Here is a 15127-nt window from a genome sequence, read left to right on the forward strand (position 1 = left end):
AAAGCCCCATGACTCTGCGACTGCAGCCGATCCAGTCACGCCGACACGAGCTCACCAGCTACGAGAACGCGCTGGCCGACGAGCTGGAGGCCATCTTCGGCCGTGGCGTGCACGACCTGCCCGGGTTGGTCAGCGCCCTCAACGAGACCGGTGTACGCCCGGCCGGCGGCGCCGACTGGACCGAGGAATCCTTCACCGCCGAGATGGCACGACTGGGAGACCCAGAATGACCGGACATCCGGCCAACGCCGCCCTGAACACCGTCGACGGCCTGATCCGGCTCGGCGTCCGCAACCAGTGGTACGCCCTGTGCCCGTCCGAGCGGGTTCCGGCCGGGGACCTGATCCGGCTGGACCGCGCGGGCGAGGAGCTGATGCTCTGGCGCGACGCGGCCGGCACCGTGCACGTTCAGGAGGACCGCTGCCCGCACCGCGGCGCGCGGCTCACCCAGGGCGTGCACATGGGCGACCGGGTGGCCTGCAACTACCACGGGGTGCAGGTCGACGGCGAGGGCCTGGTCGTGTCGGTCCCCGGAGTCCCCGGCTGCGCGCTGGAGGGCAGGCGTGCGCTGCGGACGTTCCCCGCGCGCGAGCACGGCGGAGCGGTCTTCGCCTGGTTCGGCGACCCCGATGACGCCGAACCGCTGCCCTTCGAGGTGCCCGAGCAGCTCTCCTCCGACGGCTGGGATCACTTCCTGGCCTACGTCGAGTGGGACGCGCCCTGGATCTACTCCCTCGACAACCTCATGGACCCGATGCACGGGACGTTCCTGCACCGCAAGTCCCACACGATGGGCAGCGGGCGGCGCGAGGCGCTGTTCCAGATCCGCGACACCGACACCGGCTTCGTGTTCGAGAAGACCGACCAGGCCGGCGTCAACTTCGACTGGTCGGAGTGGATCGCCGGCGGCACCCCCTGGGTGCGCCTCGCCATCCCGTACCCGGACACCGCCGGGCCGGGCGGCCCGTTCACCATCGTCTGCACCGCCACGCCGATCAACGAGACCCAGCACGCCGCGTTCTTCTGGCGCTGCCGGCAGGTGACCGGCTGGCAGCGCGACACCTGGCGGTTCCTCTACAAGGCGCGGCTCGAGGCCCGGCACTGGGCGGTGCTGGAACAGGACCGCGTCATGGAAGAGGCGATGCCGCTCGACGCCTGGTCGCGCGAGACGCTCTACCAGCACGACCTGGCTCTCGTACGGCTCCGCCGCGCCATCCGCGGTGAGGCGCAGCGGCAGCTCGCGGCACGCGAGGAGCGGACCGCCGCGGAGGTGCGTACATGAGCGGGGAACCGATCGCACGGCTGCGCACCCTGCGCAGCGTCGCCCTGCGCACGCCGGAGGCGTCGCAGACCGCGGAGTTCTACCAGCACGTGTGGGGACTGTCGCAGATCGACGGCGACGACGGCACCACCTGGCTGCGCGGCAGCGGCCAGGAGCACCACATCCTGGAGGTGCGCCAGGCCGAGCAGAACGCCCTCGGCAAGATCGCGTTCGCGGTCGCCACGCCGCGCGAGGTCGACGAGGCGGCCGCCCGGCTCGCCGCGCGGAACATCGCCCTGGTCGCCGAGCCCGGGCCGCTCGACCAGGCCGGCGGCGGGTACGGCCTGCGCTTCGCCGACCCGGAGGGGCGGCTGGTCGAGCTGTCCACCCAGGTCGAGGCCGTCGCGCCGCGGGACCCGAGCGGCATCGAGGCGGTGCCGCGCAAGCTGGCCCACGTCGTCCTCAACACCGTCGACATCGACGCGGCCTGCGCGTTCTACACCACGGTCCTGGGCATGCGGGTGTCGGACTGGTCGGAGCACCAGATGGTGTTCCTGCGCTGTAACAGCGACCATCACGTCATCGCGTTCAACCAGGCCTCATGGACCTCGCTCAACCATGTGGCCTACGAGATGCCGTCGGTCGACCACTTCATGCGCGGCATCGGCCGCCTGCGCCACCACGGCATCACGCCGAAGTGGGGTCCGGGCCGGCACGGGCCGGGCAACAACACCTTCTCCTACTTCACCGACCCGGCCGGGCTGGTCTGCGAGTACACCTCGGAGGTCGAGCAGGTCGAGGAGGACGCCTGGCTGTGCCGGGTCTGGCGGCGTGTGCCCGAACTCTCCGATCTGTGGGGTACGGCCGGGCCGCCCTCGGCGGACGTCCGCTCGCACATGGCGGGAGTCCCCGACACCGGAAGGTGGTGGGAGAAGTGACCCGCGTCGCCGTGGTGGGGCGCGGCTCCATCGGCGGCGTCGTGATCCGGGCCCTGGAGTCCGGGGAGGTGCCCGGCGCACGGCTGACCGCCGTCGTCGACCTCGGCGACTCCCTGGACGACGCCCTCGCCGTGGCGGACCTCGTGGTGGAGTGCGCCGGCCAGCGGGCCCTGGCCGAGCTCGGCCCACGCGTCGTGGCCGCCGGCAAGGATCTGCTCGTCGTCTCGATCGGCGCGCTGACCGACGACGCGCTGCACGAGCGGCTGCGCGGCGGTCCCGGCCGGCTGTTCCTCACCTCCGGCGCGATCGGCGGCCTGGATCTCCTGCGGGCCGCCGCCCTGATGGCGCCGCTGGAGAAGGTGCGGATCGTCACCACCAAGAAACCGGCCACGCTGGGGGTGCCCCACGCCGCCGAGCCGGTCGAGGTGATGCGCGGCCCGGCCAGAGAGGTCGCGGCGGCCTTCCCGAAGTCCACCAACGTGGCGGCGGCGGTGGCGCTCGCGGCCGGGTCGTTCGACGTCGTCGAGGCGGTCGTCGTCGCCGACCCGGCCGCCACACTGACCTCGCACGTGATCACGGCGTCGGGGCCGGCGGGCGACTACCGCTTCGAGATCCGCAACCGGCCGTCCGAGCAGAACCCGGCGAGCAGCCAGGTCGTGCCGCACGCCGTCCTGGCCACGCTGCGGGACATCGTCCGATGACCGTTTATGTGAACGAGTACGACGGGCCGGGAGAACCGGTTCTGCTGCTGCACGGCATCGGCGGCAGCGCGGACTCCTTCACCGGCCAGTTCGCCGCGCTGTCGGCCCGCCACCGGGTGCTGGCCTGGGACGCCCCGGGCTACGCGCGGTCCGCCGCCCCGCAGGAGGCGCCCCGCATGACCGGTTACGCCGCGACCGCGGCGGCGGTGCTGCGCGAGCGCGACGCCGTACCCGCGCACGTGGTCGGCGTCTCCTGGGGCGGCGTCATCGCCACCCGGCTCGCGTTGGAGCATCCCGAGGTGGTCCGCTCGCTGGTCCTGGTGGACTCCACGCGCGGCTCGGGCCGTACGGCGGAGCAGGCGGCGGCGATGCGGCGGCGCGCGGACGAACTGGCCGAGGTGGGCCCGGACGCCTTCGCCCGGGCCCGCGCCCCCAGGCTGCTGTCCGCCGAGGCACCCCCGGAACTGGCGGAACGGGTGGCGACCGCGATGGCGCGGTCGATCCGGCTGCCCGGATACGCCTACGCGGCCGCCTCGATGGCCGAGACCGACCACGACGACGTGCTCGGCCGCGTCTCCGTGCCGACGCTGGTGATCGCCGGTGATCGGGACGTCGTCACGGGAGTGACGGAGAGCGAGGCCATCGCGGCGGCCGTTCCCGGCGCCCGGTTCGAAGTGATCGAAGGTGCCGGGCATCTGTCCAACGTGGAGTGCCCCGAAGAGTTCAACCGCCTGGTTCTGGAGTTCCTGTCATGAAGGACCGACTGGTCGTGGTGACCGGTGCGGGTCGCGGGCTCGGCCTGGAGATCGCGCGGGCGGTCGGCGAGGCCGGCGCTCGCGTCGTGATCGCCGAACGGGACGCCGGGCGGGCGGCCGCCGCCCACGCGGAGCTCACCTCCGCGGGCGTCGAGACCCACCGGGTGGACACCGACGTCGCCGACCCCGCCTCGGTCGCCGCCCTGGCCGCCGCCGTCCGCGACCTCGGCGGAGCCTACGGGCTCGTCAACAACGCAGCCCTCGCCGACGGGGTGGGCGGCAAGCCGTTCCACGAGATCGACGTCACCGAATGGGACCGGCTGATGACGGTGAACGTGCGCGGTCCGTGGCTGGTGGCGCGCGAGCTGTTCCCGCACCTGTCGCGGCCCGGCCGGATCGTCAACCTGGCCTCCGACGCCGCCATCTACGGCTCGCCGCGGCTGGCGCACTACGTCACCTCCAAGGGCGCGGTGATGGCCATGACCCGCGCGCTCGCACGCGACGCGGGTCCCTACGACATCACGGTGAACGCGGTCGCGCCCGGCCTGACCGAGGGCGAGGCCGCCGACATGATCCCGGCCGAGCGGCACGAGCTGTACCGGATCAACCGGGCGCTCACCCGTCCGCAGCAGCCCGGCGACCTCACCGGCGCCGTCGTCTTCCTGCTGTCCGACGCCGCCTCGTACATCACCGGGCAGACGCTCGTGGTCGACGGCGGGTTCGTCTTCAACTAGAGGGGCTTGCTCGTATGGATCTCGGCTTGGACGGCCGCGCCTACGTCGTCACCGGCGCCAGTTCCGGTGTCGGCCTGGCGACCGCCGCCGCACTGCTGCGGGAGGGCGCCCACGTGGCGGCCTGCGCCCGCGACGAGGAGCGGCTGAGGCGGGCGCTCGACCCGCTGCCCCGCGCGGCGGGCGCCCGGGTTTTCGCCGCCGCGTGCGACGTGGTGGACGGCTCGGCGGTCGAGGCGTTCACCGTGGAGGCGGCCCGGCGGTTCGGCCGGATCGACGGCGTGGTCAACAACGCCGGGCGCTCGCTGATGGCCTCGGTGGCGGAGACCTCCGAGACACAGTGGCGCGAGGAGTTCGATCTCAAGATCTTCAGCGTGCTCAACACGATCCGCGCGGCCGAGCCGTACCTGCGTGCCTCCGACGCCCCCGCCGTCGTCAACGTCAACGCGATCCTCGCCCGTCAGCCCGAGCCACGGCTGGGGGCGACCTCGGCGGCCCGGGCCGCGCTGCTCAACCTGACCAGGACCCTGTCCGGCGATCTCGTCCCCATCCGGGTCAACTCGGTCTGCCTCGGCCTGGTCGACACCGGCCAGTGGCGGCGCCGCTACGACACCGCGGCGACCGGGCAGAGCTATGAGGAGTGGTCGGCGGGGATCGCCGCCGATCGGGGCATCGCGCTCGGCCGGCTGGGCCGGGCCGACGAGGTCGCCTATCCCATCGTCGCGCTGCTGTCCCCGCGCGCGTCCTACATCACCGGCTCGACCATCGACGTCGGTGGAGGAGTTTCCAGATATGTCTAACGGTGGGGACCTGCTGGTCCAGATACTCCGTGAGCACGGCGTCGACACGGTCTTCGGGATCGTCAGCGTGCACAACCTCCCCCTGGTGGAGGCCGTCGACCGGGAACTGCGGTTCGTGGCGGTGCGGCACGAGGCCGCGGCGGTCAACGCGGCCGACGCCTACGCTCGCGTCAGTGGCGGCCTCGGCTGCGCGCTGACCAGCACCGGTACCGGTGCGGGCAACGCCGCCGGGTCGTTGGTCGAGGCCCTCAGCGCGGGCAGCCGGGTGCTGCACGTCACCGGCCAGATCGACAGCCGGTACCTCGGCCAGGGCCGCGGCGTCATCCACGAGACCAAGGATCAGCTCGGCATGCTGACCGCGGTCTCCAAGGTCGCGGTCGGCGTGCCGTCGGCCGAGGCCGCGCCGCGGGTCCTGCGCGAGGCGGTGCGGGAGGCGCTGGCCAAACCGTACGGACCGGTCAGCGTGGAGTGGCCGATCGATCTGCAGTACGCCGGGCAACCGGTCGCGGAGCCGGGAGTCGCCCCGGCACGGGAACGGCCGGTGCCCGACGTCGCCGAGGCCGTACGGCTCGTGGCGAGCGCCCGCAGACCCGTCATCTGGGCCGGCGGCGGGGCCCGGGAGGCCCGGGCCGAGCTGCGCGCGCTGGCCGAGCTCCTCGGCGCGCCGGTGTTCACCTCCAACGCGGGCCGCGGGGTCATCGGGGAGGACCACGAACTGGTCATCGGCAATTTCGCCGTCAACCCGATGGCGGCGCCGCTGCTGGCCGACGCCGACCTGCTGATCAGCGTGGGCACGCACTTCCGGTCCAACGAGACCCGGCACTACAAGCTCGCGCTGCCCGAGCGGCACCTCCAGATCGACATCGACCCGGCGGCGATCGGGCGCGTCCATCCGGTCACCGTGGGACTGTGCGGTGACGCCGCGCCCACGCTGGCCGCGCTGCTGGCGGATCTCGGCTCCCCGGCGGTGGCGGACGGCTGGCGAGAGCGGGCGGTCGCCGGCCGTACGGCGGTGCGGGAGAGGCTGCGCGCCGACATCGGCGAGTACGCCCGGATCTGCGACGCCATGCGCCGGCACCTCGATCCGCGTTCGCCCATCGCGCGGGACGTCACGATCCCGTCGAGCCAGTGGGGCAACCGGCTCCTGCCGATCCACGATCCGGCGACCAACGTCTTCCCGCTCGGCGGGGGCATCGGACAGGGACTGGCAATGGGGATCGGGGCCGCGCTGGCCCGTCCGGACGTCCCCACCCTGGTCATCGCCGGCGACGGCGGACTCGCCGTCCACCTCGGTGAGCTCGCCACCCTCGCCCAGGAGGCGCCGTGGCTGGTGCTCGTGGTGTTCAACGACGGCGGCTACGGCGTGCTGCGCAACATGCAGGAGGCGGGCTCCGGACGCCGCTCCGGCGTGGATCTGTACACCCCCGACTTCCGGGCGCTGGCGGCCTCACTGGCGCTGCGGCACAGCCTGGTCACCGACGCGGACGACTTCGACGAGGTGTTCGCCAAGGCGGTCGAGACGCAGGAGCCCTACCTCGTGGAGGTCGACGTCACCGCCGTCACGCCGACGCCGGTGCCGTTCGTCCCGCCGGTGGAGGTGCCGTGAGCCAGGAGCACTCGGGCCATGGGCACGGTCCCGCCAACCGGGGGCGCAAGGTGCTCGCGACCGCCGCGCCGCTCTTCGTACGGGAGCCGGACGGCGAGCCCCGGGGCGGCGCTGTCGTGCTGCACGACGTCTTCGGGGTGACCGAGTACGCCGAGGAGGTCTGCCGCGCGCTGGCCCGCGACGGCCGGCTGGCGGTCTCGCCCTACCTCTACTACGAGCGTGGCGGTCCCGCCTTCGACGCCGGTGAGCTCGCCGTGGCCCGCGCTCACATGGACGGGCTGACCGCCGACGACCTGGCCTGCGACGTCGCCGCGGCGCTGGAGTACGTCCGGGCCCGTACGCCGGGGCCGATCCTCGTCGTCGGCTTCAGCATGGGCGGTTACCTGGCCACCTGGGCGGCGGCACACCATCAGGTGGCGGCCGCGGTCGCGGTCAGCCCGTCGGGCGTCGGAGCACCGCCCTGGCCCGGCGTGCCGCCCGCCGAACTCCTGGTCGCCGAGCGGCGTTCGCCCTGGCTGGGCGTGCTCGGCGGGGCCGATCACACGGTGGACGCGGACCTGCTGACGATGGCGACCCAGGCGCCGGGGCCGCCGGCCGCCGTCGAGGTGGTGGCCGACGCGGGCCACGGCTTCTACCGGAGCGGACGTCCGGGGCACGATCCCGTCGCCACCGCCGAGGCCTGGCACAGGATCCACCGCTTTCTGCGGAAATAATCTTTGTGCTCACTTATTGACCGCCAAGATACCTCCCCATAGGGTCTCCGCAACCCTTCGCGGAAGGAACCCCCGAATGACGACCGTCACCCCCGGAACATCCGCCGGATCCATCGCCGACCGGCTCGAACGCCTGCCGAACTCGCGCTGGCACGTCAGGGTGCGAAGCCTCATCGGCGTCGTCACCTTCTTCGAGGCGTTCGACCAGTTGCTGGTCTCCACCGCCCTGCCCGTCCTCACGAAGCAGTGGCACCTCACCTCCGGGCAGGCGACGTTCGCCGTCACCAGCGGCTCGGTCGGCATGCTGGCCGGCGCGTTCGCGGCCGGCTGGCTCGGCGACCGGATCGGCCGGGTACGGACGGTCGCCCTCGGCGTCGCCGTGACCGCGCTCGCCAGCCTGGCGCTCGTCTTCTCACCGGACCTGGCGTTCTTCGCGGGCCTCCGGTTCGTCCAGGGGATCGGCATCGGCGGAGTCGTCCCGGTCGCGGCGACGTACATCAGCGAGATCGCCAAGTCCCGTCACCGGGGCCGGTTCGTGCTGCTCTACGAACTCATCTTCCCCGCCGGCCTGACGAGCGCGACCCTCGTCGCCTCCTGGGTGGTGCCGCACTGGGGCTGGCGGGCGATGTTCCTCATCGGCGCCGCACCCGCCCTCGTCTTCGCCTTCCTCCAGCTCAGGGTCCCCGAGTCGCCCCGCTGGCTCGCCTCCCGCGGCCGCCTCTCCGAGGCCGAGCAGGTCATCTCCCGGATCGAAGAGGAGGTGGAGCGGGCCACCGGCCGCCCCCTTCCCGACCCGGGCCCCGCGGCCGCCGCCGAGCCGACGGCGCGCGGCGGCCTGCGCGACCTGTTCGCCGGCCGGTACCTCCGACGCACCGTCGTGGTCGCCTTCCTGTGGTTCTTCGGCTACTTCGTCAACTACGGCATCACCGCCTGGCTGCCGACGCTGTACACCAAGACGTTCAAGCTCGACCTGCAGACGGCGCTCGACTACAACGTGGTCAGCAATCTGGCCGGTCTGCTCGGCTGCCTCGTCGTCGCCCTGGTGATCGACCGGGTGGGCCGGCGGCCGGCCCTGGTCGTCGGACTCGCCGGCGCCGCCGTCGCGCTGCTGGCCCTCGCCGTCTCCGGTACGGGTTCGGGCGGACAGGTCGCCGTCTGGGCGTCGATCACGTCGCTGTTCGTCTACGCGACGAATGTCAGCCTCTACCTGTACACACCCGAGCTGTACCCGACCCAGAGCCGGGCGCTCGGCGCCTCGCTCGGCGGCGTGTCCAACCGCCTGGGCGTCATCGTCGGACCGATCGTGGTGGGCACGATCATCGGCTCGGGCGCGGGCATCGCCACGGTGTTCACCGTACTCGGCGTCGTCGCGCTCGCCGGGGCGCTGACCGCGCTGTTCGCCGTGGAGACCAGGGACCGCACCCTCGAACAGCTCAACTCCTGACCGAGGGCGGCGTCCGGGACGTACGCCCGTTTATTCGCTGGTGCGGCGAGCGGTCGATCGCCAGACTTACCTGCCGTGGTGACTCTGCACGTCTTCGACATGGACGGCACGCTGCTCGAAGGGACGACGGCCGGCCTGCAGATCGCCCGGCACCTCGGATCCACGAGGGAGCTGGTCGAGCTGGAGGCGCGCTTCGCGGCCGGCGAGATCGACACCCGGGGGTTCGCGACCGCCATCCATGCGCTGTGGCGGGACCTGACGCCGTCGGCCGTCGCCGAGGTGTTCGCCGCGAGCCCCTGGCTGACCGGCATCCGCGAGGTCTGCGCGGACATCCGGGAGCGCGGTGAGCGGTGCGTGGTGATCACCATGTCACCCGACTTCTTCGCACGGCACCTTCTCGGCCTGGGGTTCGACGAGGTGGTGGCCTCGCGGTTCCCGGCGCTGCCCTTCCTCGAACCGCTCGACCCGGCGAAGATCCTCACGCCGGGCGACAAGGCGCGGATCGTGGAGGAGATGTGCGAGCGGTACGACCTCGCGCGCTCCCGGTGCGTGGCCTACGGCGACTCGATGTCGGACGCTCCGCTGTTCCGCCGGCTGACCAAGACGGTGGCGGTGAACGCCGATCATCACCTCGCCGACCTGGCCGCCGTGAGTTACCGCGGCAACGATCTGGCCGGGGCGTACGCGCTCGGCCGTGCTCTCCTCGCTTCCTGACCCGAGGCCGGCGCCGTGAGGGCTCAGGGCCGGCCGCGCCCGGCCGGCGTGCCGTAGGCCTTCAGGAAGGTGTCGACCGCCGCTTCGGCCACCGCACGCGCCTCCGCGGCCGGAACCTTGCGGGTGCCCAGCCCGGACCGGGCCTCCATCGGGCCGGTCAGCAGCGCCAGGAGCTGTTCGGCGGCCCGCGCCGGGTCGCAGGGGCACAGGCGGCCGGACAGTGACAGGCGTGCCAGCCGGTCCGCCAGCGCCTCGCCGAGCCCCTTCGCGGTACGGCCCTGCACGACGTCGATCAGGTCGGGGAAGCGGGCGACCTGGGCGTAGGTCAGCCACCGCAGTGCCAGGGAACGCTCGCCGCAGCACACCTGGAGCATCCGGTACGCCACCTCCTCCAGGGCGGCGTGGAGGTCCTCCCCCGGATCGCGCAGCCGCTCGATGACGGCGAGGTTGTCCGCCAGGACCGCGTCGGCCGCGGACGCCATGGCGGCGCGGAAGAGGTTCTCCTTGTCGCCGAAGTGGCTGTAGACGGTCGGCTTGGCGACACCGGCCTCCTCGGCGATCTCCTGCACCCCGGCCTCCGCGTACCCCCGACGGGCGAAGACGGGAAAGGCGGCGTCCAGGATGGCCTGCCGCTTGTCGATCCGCCCCCGCGAGCCCGTACGCCCGGCCACCACGTCTACCACGCCCGCAGTCTATCGCCGGAGCTGACGCGTGAGTTCAACCAGCTGAACCCGCTTGTATCCGAACGTGTCGTGGCGTTAAATTGAACGCGCAAGTTCAATTCAACAGCCTCATGGGTAAGGACAGGAGTCGTAGCATGATCGTCAACATCCTGCGTTTCAGCTTCAAGGACGGCACCAGCGAGGAGAAGAAGGCCGAGGTCCTCGCGGCGATGAGACGGACGGCGAGCGTGGAGTCGGTGTCCTTCGCGACCGTCGGCCAGGACCTGGGCGACCCCGCCGAGGGCTACACGCACGCGTTCTGCGCGGCCGTCGAGGACCTGGCGGCCCTGGAGCGATACATGTACGACCCGGTCCACCTGGCCGGCGACCCCGGCATCCTCCCCCACTTCGAGCGCCTGTCGGCGGTCCGCCTGTCGGACGACCCGGACGGCGAGCTGCACGAGAAGATCACCGCGATGCACCTGCGGAAGGTCGCCACGCACCCGGAGTACGGCCGCCTCCTCGACGAGATCCCGAACGGCCGCATCCCGACCCAAGCCTGACGGCCCCGCGCAGCAGCGTGCCCGTACCCGCCAGCGCGCTCCACCCCAGGCACTGTTCGGCCGCGCTGGGCACCACCCAGCGCGGCGACAGCCAGACGCACCGGCCCAGACGCCGCACCGACCCGCCGACCCCAATTGCTCTCCCGGTCTGGCCTGCCTTCCGTAACAGTGGGCGCACCGAGCCGCGCGCCGTGCCCGTCAGACGGGGATGCTCACCAGTCGGCCGCCGCCCTCGATCAGGACGTCGTAGCGGCTCACCTCGCCCGGCGACGCCGCGATGCCGCCGTGGACCTGGAGGTGGGCTCGTGAGCCGGGCACGCCGTAGCCCTTCGGCGGCACGGCCCACTCGGTGACCGCCTGCTGTCGTCCCGACCGGAGTACGGCCACCAGCCGGCAGGTCAGCGGTCCGCGGACGCCGGCCAGATCCAGGCCGACCTCCGTGCCGAAGGTCTCCGGCCGGGTCGCCACCACGGCCACGGCGTGCGTCGTCGGGTCGGTGGCCGTGTGGCGTGTGCCCTTGGCGAGAACGTCGGCGGCGGGGCTGCCGTGCTGGTGGGTGCCGCCGCCCGGCGAGACGAGGGCGGCGCCGGCCGTGACTCCGCCGGCGACGAGCGCGACGCCGGCCGCCAGTCCGATCACCAGCGTGCCGCGTCGCCGGCGGCGGTCCTCGCGCCTCCGGCGGCTCAGCAGGTCCGGAACCCCGTCGGGGAGGTCGCCGTCGTCGGCCTCGACCGGGCCGACGCCGGTGAGCAGGGCCCGCATGCCGGCGAGGCCGTGGAGTTCGGCCGTGCATTCGGCGCAGCCGGTCACGTGCTGCTCGAACGCCCGGCGGTCGTCGTCTTCGAGCAGGCCGAGAGCGTAGGCACCGACGTCGGTGTGCTCGACGCTCATGTCGTCACCCCTCGCTCCTCGAGCAGGATGCGCAATGCCCGGAGCGCGTAGTAGACCCGGCTCTTAACGATGCTCACCGGCAGGCCCAATATATCCGCGGCCTCGTTGACCGTACGCCTCCGCATGACGGTCTCGGTCAGGACCTCGCGGTGATCCCGCGAGAGTCCGTTCAACGCTTCCGCGATCACCACCTGGCGCAGGGCGTCCTCCGATCCGTCAGCGGCCTTCACTGGAAACAACGGCCGCCGTGCTCCGCGGGTTCATGACGGCGGCGCCTCAGCGGACGGACCGCCGGCCGGCGATCGCCAGTACGTCACGGAGGGCGTCGGCCGCGTGGCGTACGGCCTCGTCCGGCACACCGGCGAGGACCTCCAGGTGGGCGCGGCCCGAGGCGTCGAGCGCCGTCGCGACGAGCTCGCGTCCAGCGCCGGTGAGCCCGACCCAGCGGCTGCGCCCGTCGCCCGGGTTCGCCCCGCGTTCGACGTGGCCACCCGCCTCCAGGCGCTGCAGGACGTTGCTGATCCCGCCCGAGGTCAGGAACAGCGACCGGGACAGCTCGCTCGGTTTGAGCCGGTACGGCGGGCCGGTGCGGTTCAGCGCCGCGAGCACGTCGAACTCGGCGTAGGTCAGCCCGAGCTCGCCCAGTTCGGCGCGGATGGCCTGCTCGAACAGGCCGCTCACGCGGGACAGGCGCTTGCTCAGCTCCAGGGCCGCGACGAGCCGGGGCGGCAGCTCGGCCGCCCAGCCGGGCACGAGGGCGTCGACCTCGTCGCGGATCCCGTCGTCTGACACGGGTCCACGATACTGTCCACGGATATAGCTTTCGCGAAAGCTTTTTCATAAGCTATGTGTCCATGAGCATCCTGCTGCGGGGCGCCGCCGCCGTACTCGACACCGACCCGCTCCCCTCCGTCACCGGCCACACCGACGTGCTCGTCGAGGACGGCCTGATCTCCGCGGTCGGCACCGGCCTGCCGTCCCCGCCGGGCGCGGAGGTGATCGACGCGACCGGGCGCATCGTGCTGCCGGGGTTCGTGGACACCCACCGGCACACCTGGCAGGCGACGATCCGCGCCATCGCGCCGGACATCTCCTTCCCCGGCTACCTGGAGCGCGTCCTCGCCGGACTCGCGCCGCGACACCGGCCCGAGGACGTGTACGCGGGCAACCTGGCCGGCGCGCTCGAATGCCTGAACGCCGGGATCACGACTCTGCTCGACTGGTCGCACGTCCAGTTCTCCCCCGCGCACACGGAGGCGACGGTCGCGGCGCTCCGCGCCTCGGGCATCCGCGCCGTCCTCGGCTACTGCTACGGCGGACCGGACGGCCCGGAGGGGATCGCGAAGGAGGGCCGCCGCGTCCACCGCGCGTACGCCGGCGTCGACCCGTTGGTGACTCTGGCGGTCGCGGCCCTCGGCCCGGAGATCGCCGGCGAGGGTTTGGCCGCGCACGAGTGGCGGCTCGCCCGCGACCTCGGGCTGCCGGTGACCGTGCACATGGGCGGCCACGGCCGGGACAGCGCCGAGCGCGGCCTGGCGTTCCTGCGGGAGAACGGCCTCTTCGGCCCGGGAATCACCTACGTCCACCCGAACCACTACACCGACGACGACCTGAAACGGATCGCCGACAGCGGCGGCACGGCGTCGGTGTCACCGCTGGTCGAGGTCGAGCTGGGCATCGGCTACCCGGCGACGGGCCGGGCCCGCGCCGCCGGCGTGCCGACCGGCCTGAGCGCGGACACGGTGGCGAGCGGACCGGGTGACATGTTCGGCCTGATGCGCGCGGCGTACACGCTCGAACGCGCCCGCGGCTCGGAGGTCACCACCCGCGACGTCCTGCGGATGGCCACCATCGAGGGCGCCGAGGTGGTGGGCCTGGGCGAGGTGACCGGGTCGCTGCGCGTGGGCAAGCAGGCCGACCTGGTGCTCGTCCGCGCCGATTCCCTCGCGACGGCGCCGGCGCACGACCCGGTCGGCGCCCTGGTCCTGTCCGCCGACACGAGCTGCGTCGACACCGTCCTGGTGGCGGGCCGCGTGGTCAAGCGCGACGGCCGGCTGCTCCACCACGACGTGCCCGCGGTCCTGGCGTCGCTGCGGGAGTCGGCGGCTCACGTCGCCGCCTGATCAGCTGTGCAGCGTCGTCCGGGGCGTCTGCCCGTACGCCCGCCGGTACTCGGCGGCGAAGCGCCCGAAGTGCAGGAATCCCCAGCGCGCGGCGATGGCGGTCACCGTGTCGCCGCGCGTGGGGTCCGCGCGCCGTAGGTCCTCGTGCGCGCGGGCCAGGCGCACCCGCCGCAGATAGGCGGTCGGCGTGGTGCCGCGGTGGCGCCGGAAGGCGTACTGCAGCGCCCGGGGCGTCACGCGGGCCGCCTCGGCCATGTCGGCGACGCTGATGTCACGGTCGGCGTTCGCGTCGATGAACGCGATGGCGCGGCGCAGCATCGCGGGCGTGCTGTCGGCCCGGTCTCGCGGCGCCGGGGCGGGCACGATCGTGTTCGGGAAGGCGGTCAGGGCCGAGGCGGCCAGGAGCCGGGCGGCGTTGCCGATGATGAGCGGCTGCGCGGCGGCCTCGGCGTTGGTGAGCAGCCGTTCCGTGACGTACGCCGCGGTGCGCTTCCAGTTCTCGGCCGCCGCGGGCGTGACGGGCCGGAAGTCGTCGAACCGGAGGGGACCCGGCGCCTCGCCGTCGGGCGCGCCGGCGACGTGCCGGAGAAGGGACAGGTCGAGCGTCACCGTCTGCGCCTCGAGGCCGAGCGTCCGGGCCGAGTACGGCAGGTCGGGGCGGGCGCTGACGTAGATCTCCCCGGCCGCGAACCGCTCCCGCGAGCCCGCGGAGCGACGCTCGATCGCGCCGGCGTCGATCCGGGTCACGATGAGCCTGCCCACGGCGTCCGCGTCGAAGTCGAGGTCCGCGGGCATCTGCAGCTCGTCGACCGTGAACGGCCCGGCGTCGACCCGGACGAACCGGAACCGGGGGCGTACGGCGGTGGGAGCCATGCGCAGGCCCGTCCCGTACGCGCCGGCCAGGTACTCCCGCGCCGACTCCGGATCGGTCGTGACGAACTCCCCGCGCGCCAGCGGGGTCGTGGACGGGTCGCTCATTGGGGAGGCGCGATCCGAGGGGCGTGGCTGAGCGGCCGCCCGGTGCGTACGCCGAGGTGAGGACGGCGCTCGGTGCGGGTGAGGCGTTCGACCGTCAGGTCGGGAACGCGGGCGGACATCGTCGGCCTCCGGGATCGAGGAAATCCCGGGCCGCTGCTTGACCCGTCGCGGGCCGCCGGCCCGCGCCCTCCGACCTTACTGTGCCCCGGTCCATTCGACGAACGACACACGACGCGAGGGGAAACGG

The 15127-nt window shown here is 72.9% G+C and carries 18 protein-coding genes; 13 read left to right on the forward strand and 5 right to left on the reverse strand.

From position 1 onward, the window contains the following. The first annotated feature begins 8 nt into the window (after positions 1–8). The 11 genes from ACQEV1_RS40100 to ACQEV1_RS40150 all read left to right on the forward strand — a co-directional run bounded on the left by ACQEV1_RS40100 (position 9) and on the right by ACQEV1_RS40150 (position 9663). Complete coding sequence (locus tag ACQEV1_RS40100) at positions 9–230, forward strand: recombinase-like helix-turn-helix domain-containing protein (RefSeq protein ID WP_285580440.1); 222 nt, start codon at positions 9–11, stop codon at positions 228–230. Then, a complete protein-coding gene (locus ACQEV1_RS40105; protein WP_285627786.1) occupies positions 227–1282 on the forward strand; it encodes a Rieske 2Fe-2S domain-containing protein in 1056 nt (351 codons plus the stop codon). The genes ACQEV1_RS40100 and ACQEV1_RS40105 overlap by 4 nt, the downstream gene beginning before the upstream one ends. Further along, on the forward strand, positions 1279–2199 hold the full coding sequence (locus ACQEV1_RS40110) for a VOC family protein (RefSeq protein WP_433401692.1): 921 nt from the start codon (positions 1279–1281) through the stop codon (positions 2197–2199). Before ACQEV1_RS40105 ends, ACQEV1_RS40110 begins: the two co-directional genes overlap by 4 nt. Beyond that, positions 2196–2900: an aspartate dehydrogenase domain-containing protein gene (locus ACQEV1_RS40115; protein WP_285627779.1), complete on the forward strand. Its 705-nt coding sequence runs from the start codon at positions 2196–2198 to the stop codon at positions 2898–2900. The genes ACQEV1_RS40110 and ACQEV1_RS40115 overlap by 4 nt, the downstream gene beginning before the upstream one ends. Continuing rightward, positions 2897–3655, forward strand: a complete 759-nt coding sequence (locus ACQEV1_RS40120; RefSeq protein ID WP_433401694.1) for an alpha/beta fold hydrolase — start codon at positions 2897–2899, stop codon at positions 3653–3655. The genes ACQEV1_RS40115 and ACQEV1_RS40120 overlap by 4 nt, the downstream gene beginning before the upstream one ends. After that, a complete protein-coding gene (locus ACQEV1_RS40125; protein ID WP_285627776.1) occupies positions 3652–4389 on the forward strand; it encodes an SDR family oxidoreductase in 738 nt (245 codons plus the stop codon). Before ACQEV1_RS40120 ends, ACQEV1_RS40125 begins: the two co-directional genes overlap by 4 nt. Positions 4390–4403: 14 nt before the next feature. After that, positions 4404–5186, forward strand: coding sequence for an SDR family oxidoreductase (locus tag ACQEV1_RS40130; protein WP_285627773.1), 783 nt, complete (start codon positions 4404–4406; stop codon positions 5184–5186). Next, a complete protein-coding gene (locus ACQEV1_RS40135) occupies positions 5179–6792 on the forward strand; it encodes a thiamine pyrophosphate-binding protein (protein WP_433401697.1) in 1614 nt (537 codons plus the stop codon). The genes ACQEV1_RS40130 and ACQEV1_RS40135 overlap by 8 nt, the downstream gene beginning before the upstream one ends. Further along, positions 6789–7505 (forward strand): dienelactone hydrolase family protein, encoded by a 717-nt coding sequence (locus tag ACQEV1_RS40140; protein ID WP_285627767.1) that lies wholly within the window; start codon positions 6789–6791, stop codon positions 7503–7505. The genes ACQEV1_RS40135 and ACQEV1_RS40140 overlap by 4 nt, the downstream gene beginning before the upstream one ends. Before the next feature lie 76 nt (positions 7506–7581). Continuing rightward, positions 7582–8949, forward strand: a complete 1368-nt coding sequence (locus ACQEV1_RS40145) for an MFS transporter (RefSeq protein WP_433401699.1) — start codon at positions 7582–7584, stop codon at positions 8947–8949. Between the two features lie 75 nt (positions 8950–9024). Further along, complete coding sequence (locus ACQEV1_RS40150) at positions 9025–9663, forward strand: HAD family hydrolase (RefSeq protein WP_433401701.1); 639 nt, start codon at positions 9025–9027, stop codon at positions 9661–9663. Positions 9664–9686: 23 nt separating this feature from the next. On the opposite strand, the gene ACQEV1_RS40155 is transcribed toward ACQEV1_RS40150, so the two are convergent. Continuing rightward, on the reverse strand, positions 9687–10346 hold the full coding sequence (locus ACQEV1_RS40155; RefSeq protein ID WP_433401703.1) for a TetR/AcrR family transcriptional regulator: 660 nt from the start codon (positions 10344–10346) through the stop codon (positions 9687–9689). Between the two features lie 134 nt (positions 10347–10480). Here ACQEV1_RS40155 and ACQEV1_RS40160 point away from each other — a divergent pair, with 134 nt between their 5' ends. Continuing rightward, the gene (locus tag ACQEV1_RS40160; RefSeq protein ID WP_433401705.1) at positions 10481–10888 is read left to right on the forward strand and encodes a Dabb family protein; all 408 of its coding nucleotides are present in this window, start codon (positions 10481–10483) and stop codon (positions 10886–10888) included. A gap of 198 nt (positions 10889–11086) precedes the next feature. Here the strand turns inward: ACQEV1_RS40160 and ACQEV1_RS40165 are convergent, their stop codons facing one another. Genes ACQEV1_RS40165 through ACQEV1_RS40175 form a run of 3 tightly spaced genes read right to left on the reverse strand, consistent with a single transcriptional unit; the run spans position 11087 to position 12571 of the window. After that, positions 11087–11779 (reverse strand): anti-sigma factor family protein, encoded by a 693-nt coding sequence (locus ACQEV1_RS40165; RefSeq protein ID WP_285627753.1) that lies wholly within the window; start codon positions 11777–11779, stop codon positions 11087–11089. Further along, positions 11776–12009, reverse strand: a complete 234-nt coding sequence (locus tag ACQEV1_RS40170) for a sigma factor-like helix-turn-helix DNA-binding protein (RefSeq protein ID WP_285627750.1) — start codon at positions 12007–12009, stop codon at positions 11776–11778. The genes ACQEV1_RS40165 and ACQEV1_RS40170 overlap by 4 nt, the downstream gene beginning before the upstream one ends. 46 nt (positions 12010–12055) lie before the next feature. After that, a complete protein-coding gene (locus ACQEV1_RS40175) occupies positions 12056–12571 on the reverse strand; it encodes a MarR family winged helix-turn-helix transcriptional regulator (protein ID WP_285627748.1) in 516 nt (171 codons plus the stop codon). 62 nt (positions 12572–12633) lie between these two features. Between ACQEV1_RS40175 and ACQEV1_RS40180 the strand changes: the two genes are divergently transcribed. After that, positions 12634–13902 (forward strand): amidohydrolase family protein, encoded by a 1269-nt coding sequence (locus tag ACQEV1_RS40180; RefSeq protein ID WP_433401708.1) that lies wholly within the window; start codon positions 12634–12636, stop codon positions 13900–13902. Here ACQEV1_RS40180 and ACQEV1_RS40185 read toward each other — a convergent pair whose 3' ends face one another. Continuing rightward, positions 13903–14880, reverse strand: coding sequence for a helix-turn-helix transcriptional regulator (locus ACQEV1_RS40185; RefSeq protein ID WP_433401710.1), 978 nt, complete (start codon positions 14878–14880; stop codon positions 13903–13905). It lies immediately after the preceding gene. Between the last annotated feature and the right edge of the window lie 247 nt (positions 14881–15127).

The organism is Actinoallomurus sp. CA-142502 (genome assembly GCF_050936355.1).
In the GTDB taxonomy this organism is placed as follows: Bacteria; Actinomycetota; Actinomycetes; order Streptosporangiales; family Streptosporangiaceae; genus Actinoallomurus; species Actinoallomurus iriomotensis.

Coding starts and splice junctions, on each gene's coding strand:
- ACQEV1_RS40100 (WP_285580440.1), top strand. CDS start 9: ATGACTCTGCGACTGCAGCCGATCCAGTCACGCCGACACGAGCTCACC.
- ACQEV1_RS40105 (WP_285627786.1), top strand. CDS start 227: ATGACCGGACATCCGGCCAACGCCGCCCTGAACACCGTCGACGGCCTG.
- ACQEV1_RS40110 (WP_433401692.1), top strand. CDS start 1,279: ATGAGCGGGGAACCGATCGCACGGCTGCGCACCCTGCGCAGCGTCGCC.
- ACQEV1_RS40120 (WP_433401694.1), top strand. CDS start 2,897: ATGACCGTTTATGTGAACGAGTACGACGGGCCGGGAGAACCGGTTCTG.
- ACQEV1_RS40125 (WP_285627776.1), top strand. CDS start 3,652: ATGAAGGACCGACTGGTCGTGGTGACCGGTGCGGGTCGCGGGCTCGGC.
- ACQEV1_RS40130 (WP_285627773.1), top strand. CDS start 4,404: ATGGATCTCGGCTTGGACGGCCGCGCCTACGTCGTCACCGGCGCCAGT.
- ACQEV1_RS40135 (WP_433401697.1), top strand. CDS start 5,179: ATGTCTAACGGTGGGGACCTGCTGGTCCAGATACTCCGTGAGCACGGC.
- ACQEV1_RS40145 (WP_433401699.1), top strand. CDS start 7,582: ATGACGACCGTCACCCCCGGAACATCCGCCGGATCCATCGCCGACCGG.
- ACQEV1_RS40160 (WP_433401705.1), top strand. CDS start 10,481: ATGATCGTCAACATCCTGCGTTTCAGCTTCAAGGACGGCACCAGCGAG.
- ACQEV1_RS40165 (WP_285627753.1), bottom strand. CDS start 11,779: ATGAGCGTCGAGCACACCGACGTCGGTGCCTACGCTCTCGGCCTGCTC.
- ACQEV1_RS40180 (WP_433401708.1), top strand. CDS start 12,634: ATGAGCATCCTGCTGCGGGGCGCCGCCGCCGTACTCGACACCGACCCG.
- ACQEV1_RS40185 (WP_433401710.1), bottom strand. CDS start 14,880: ATGAGCGACCCGTCCACGACCCCGCTGGCGCGCGGGGAGTTCGTCACG.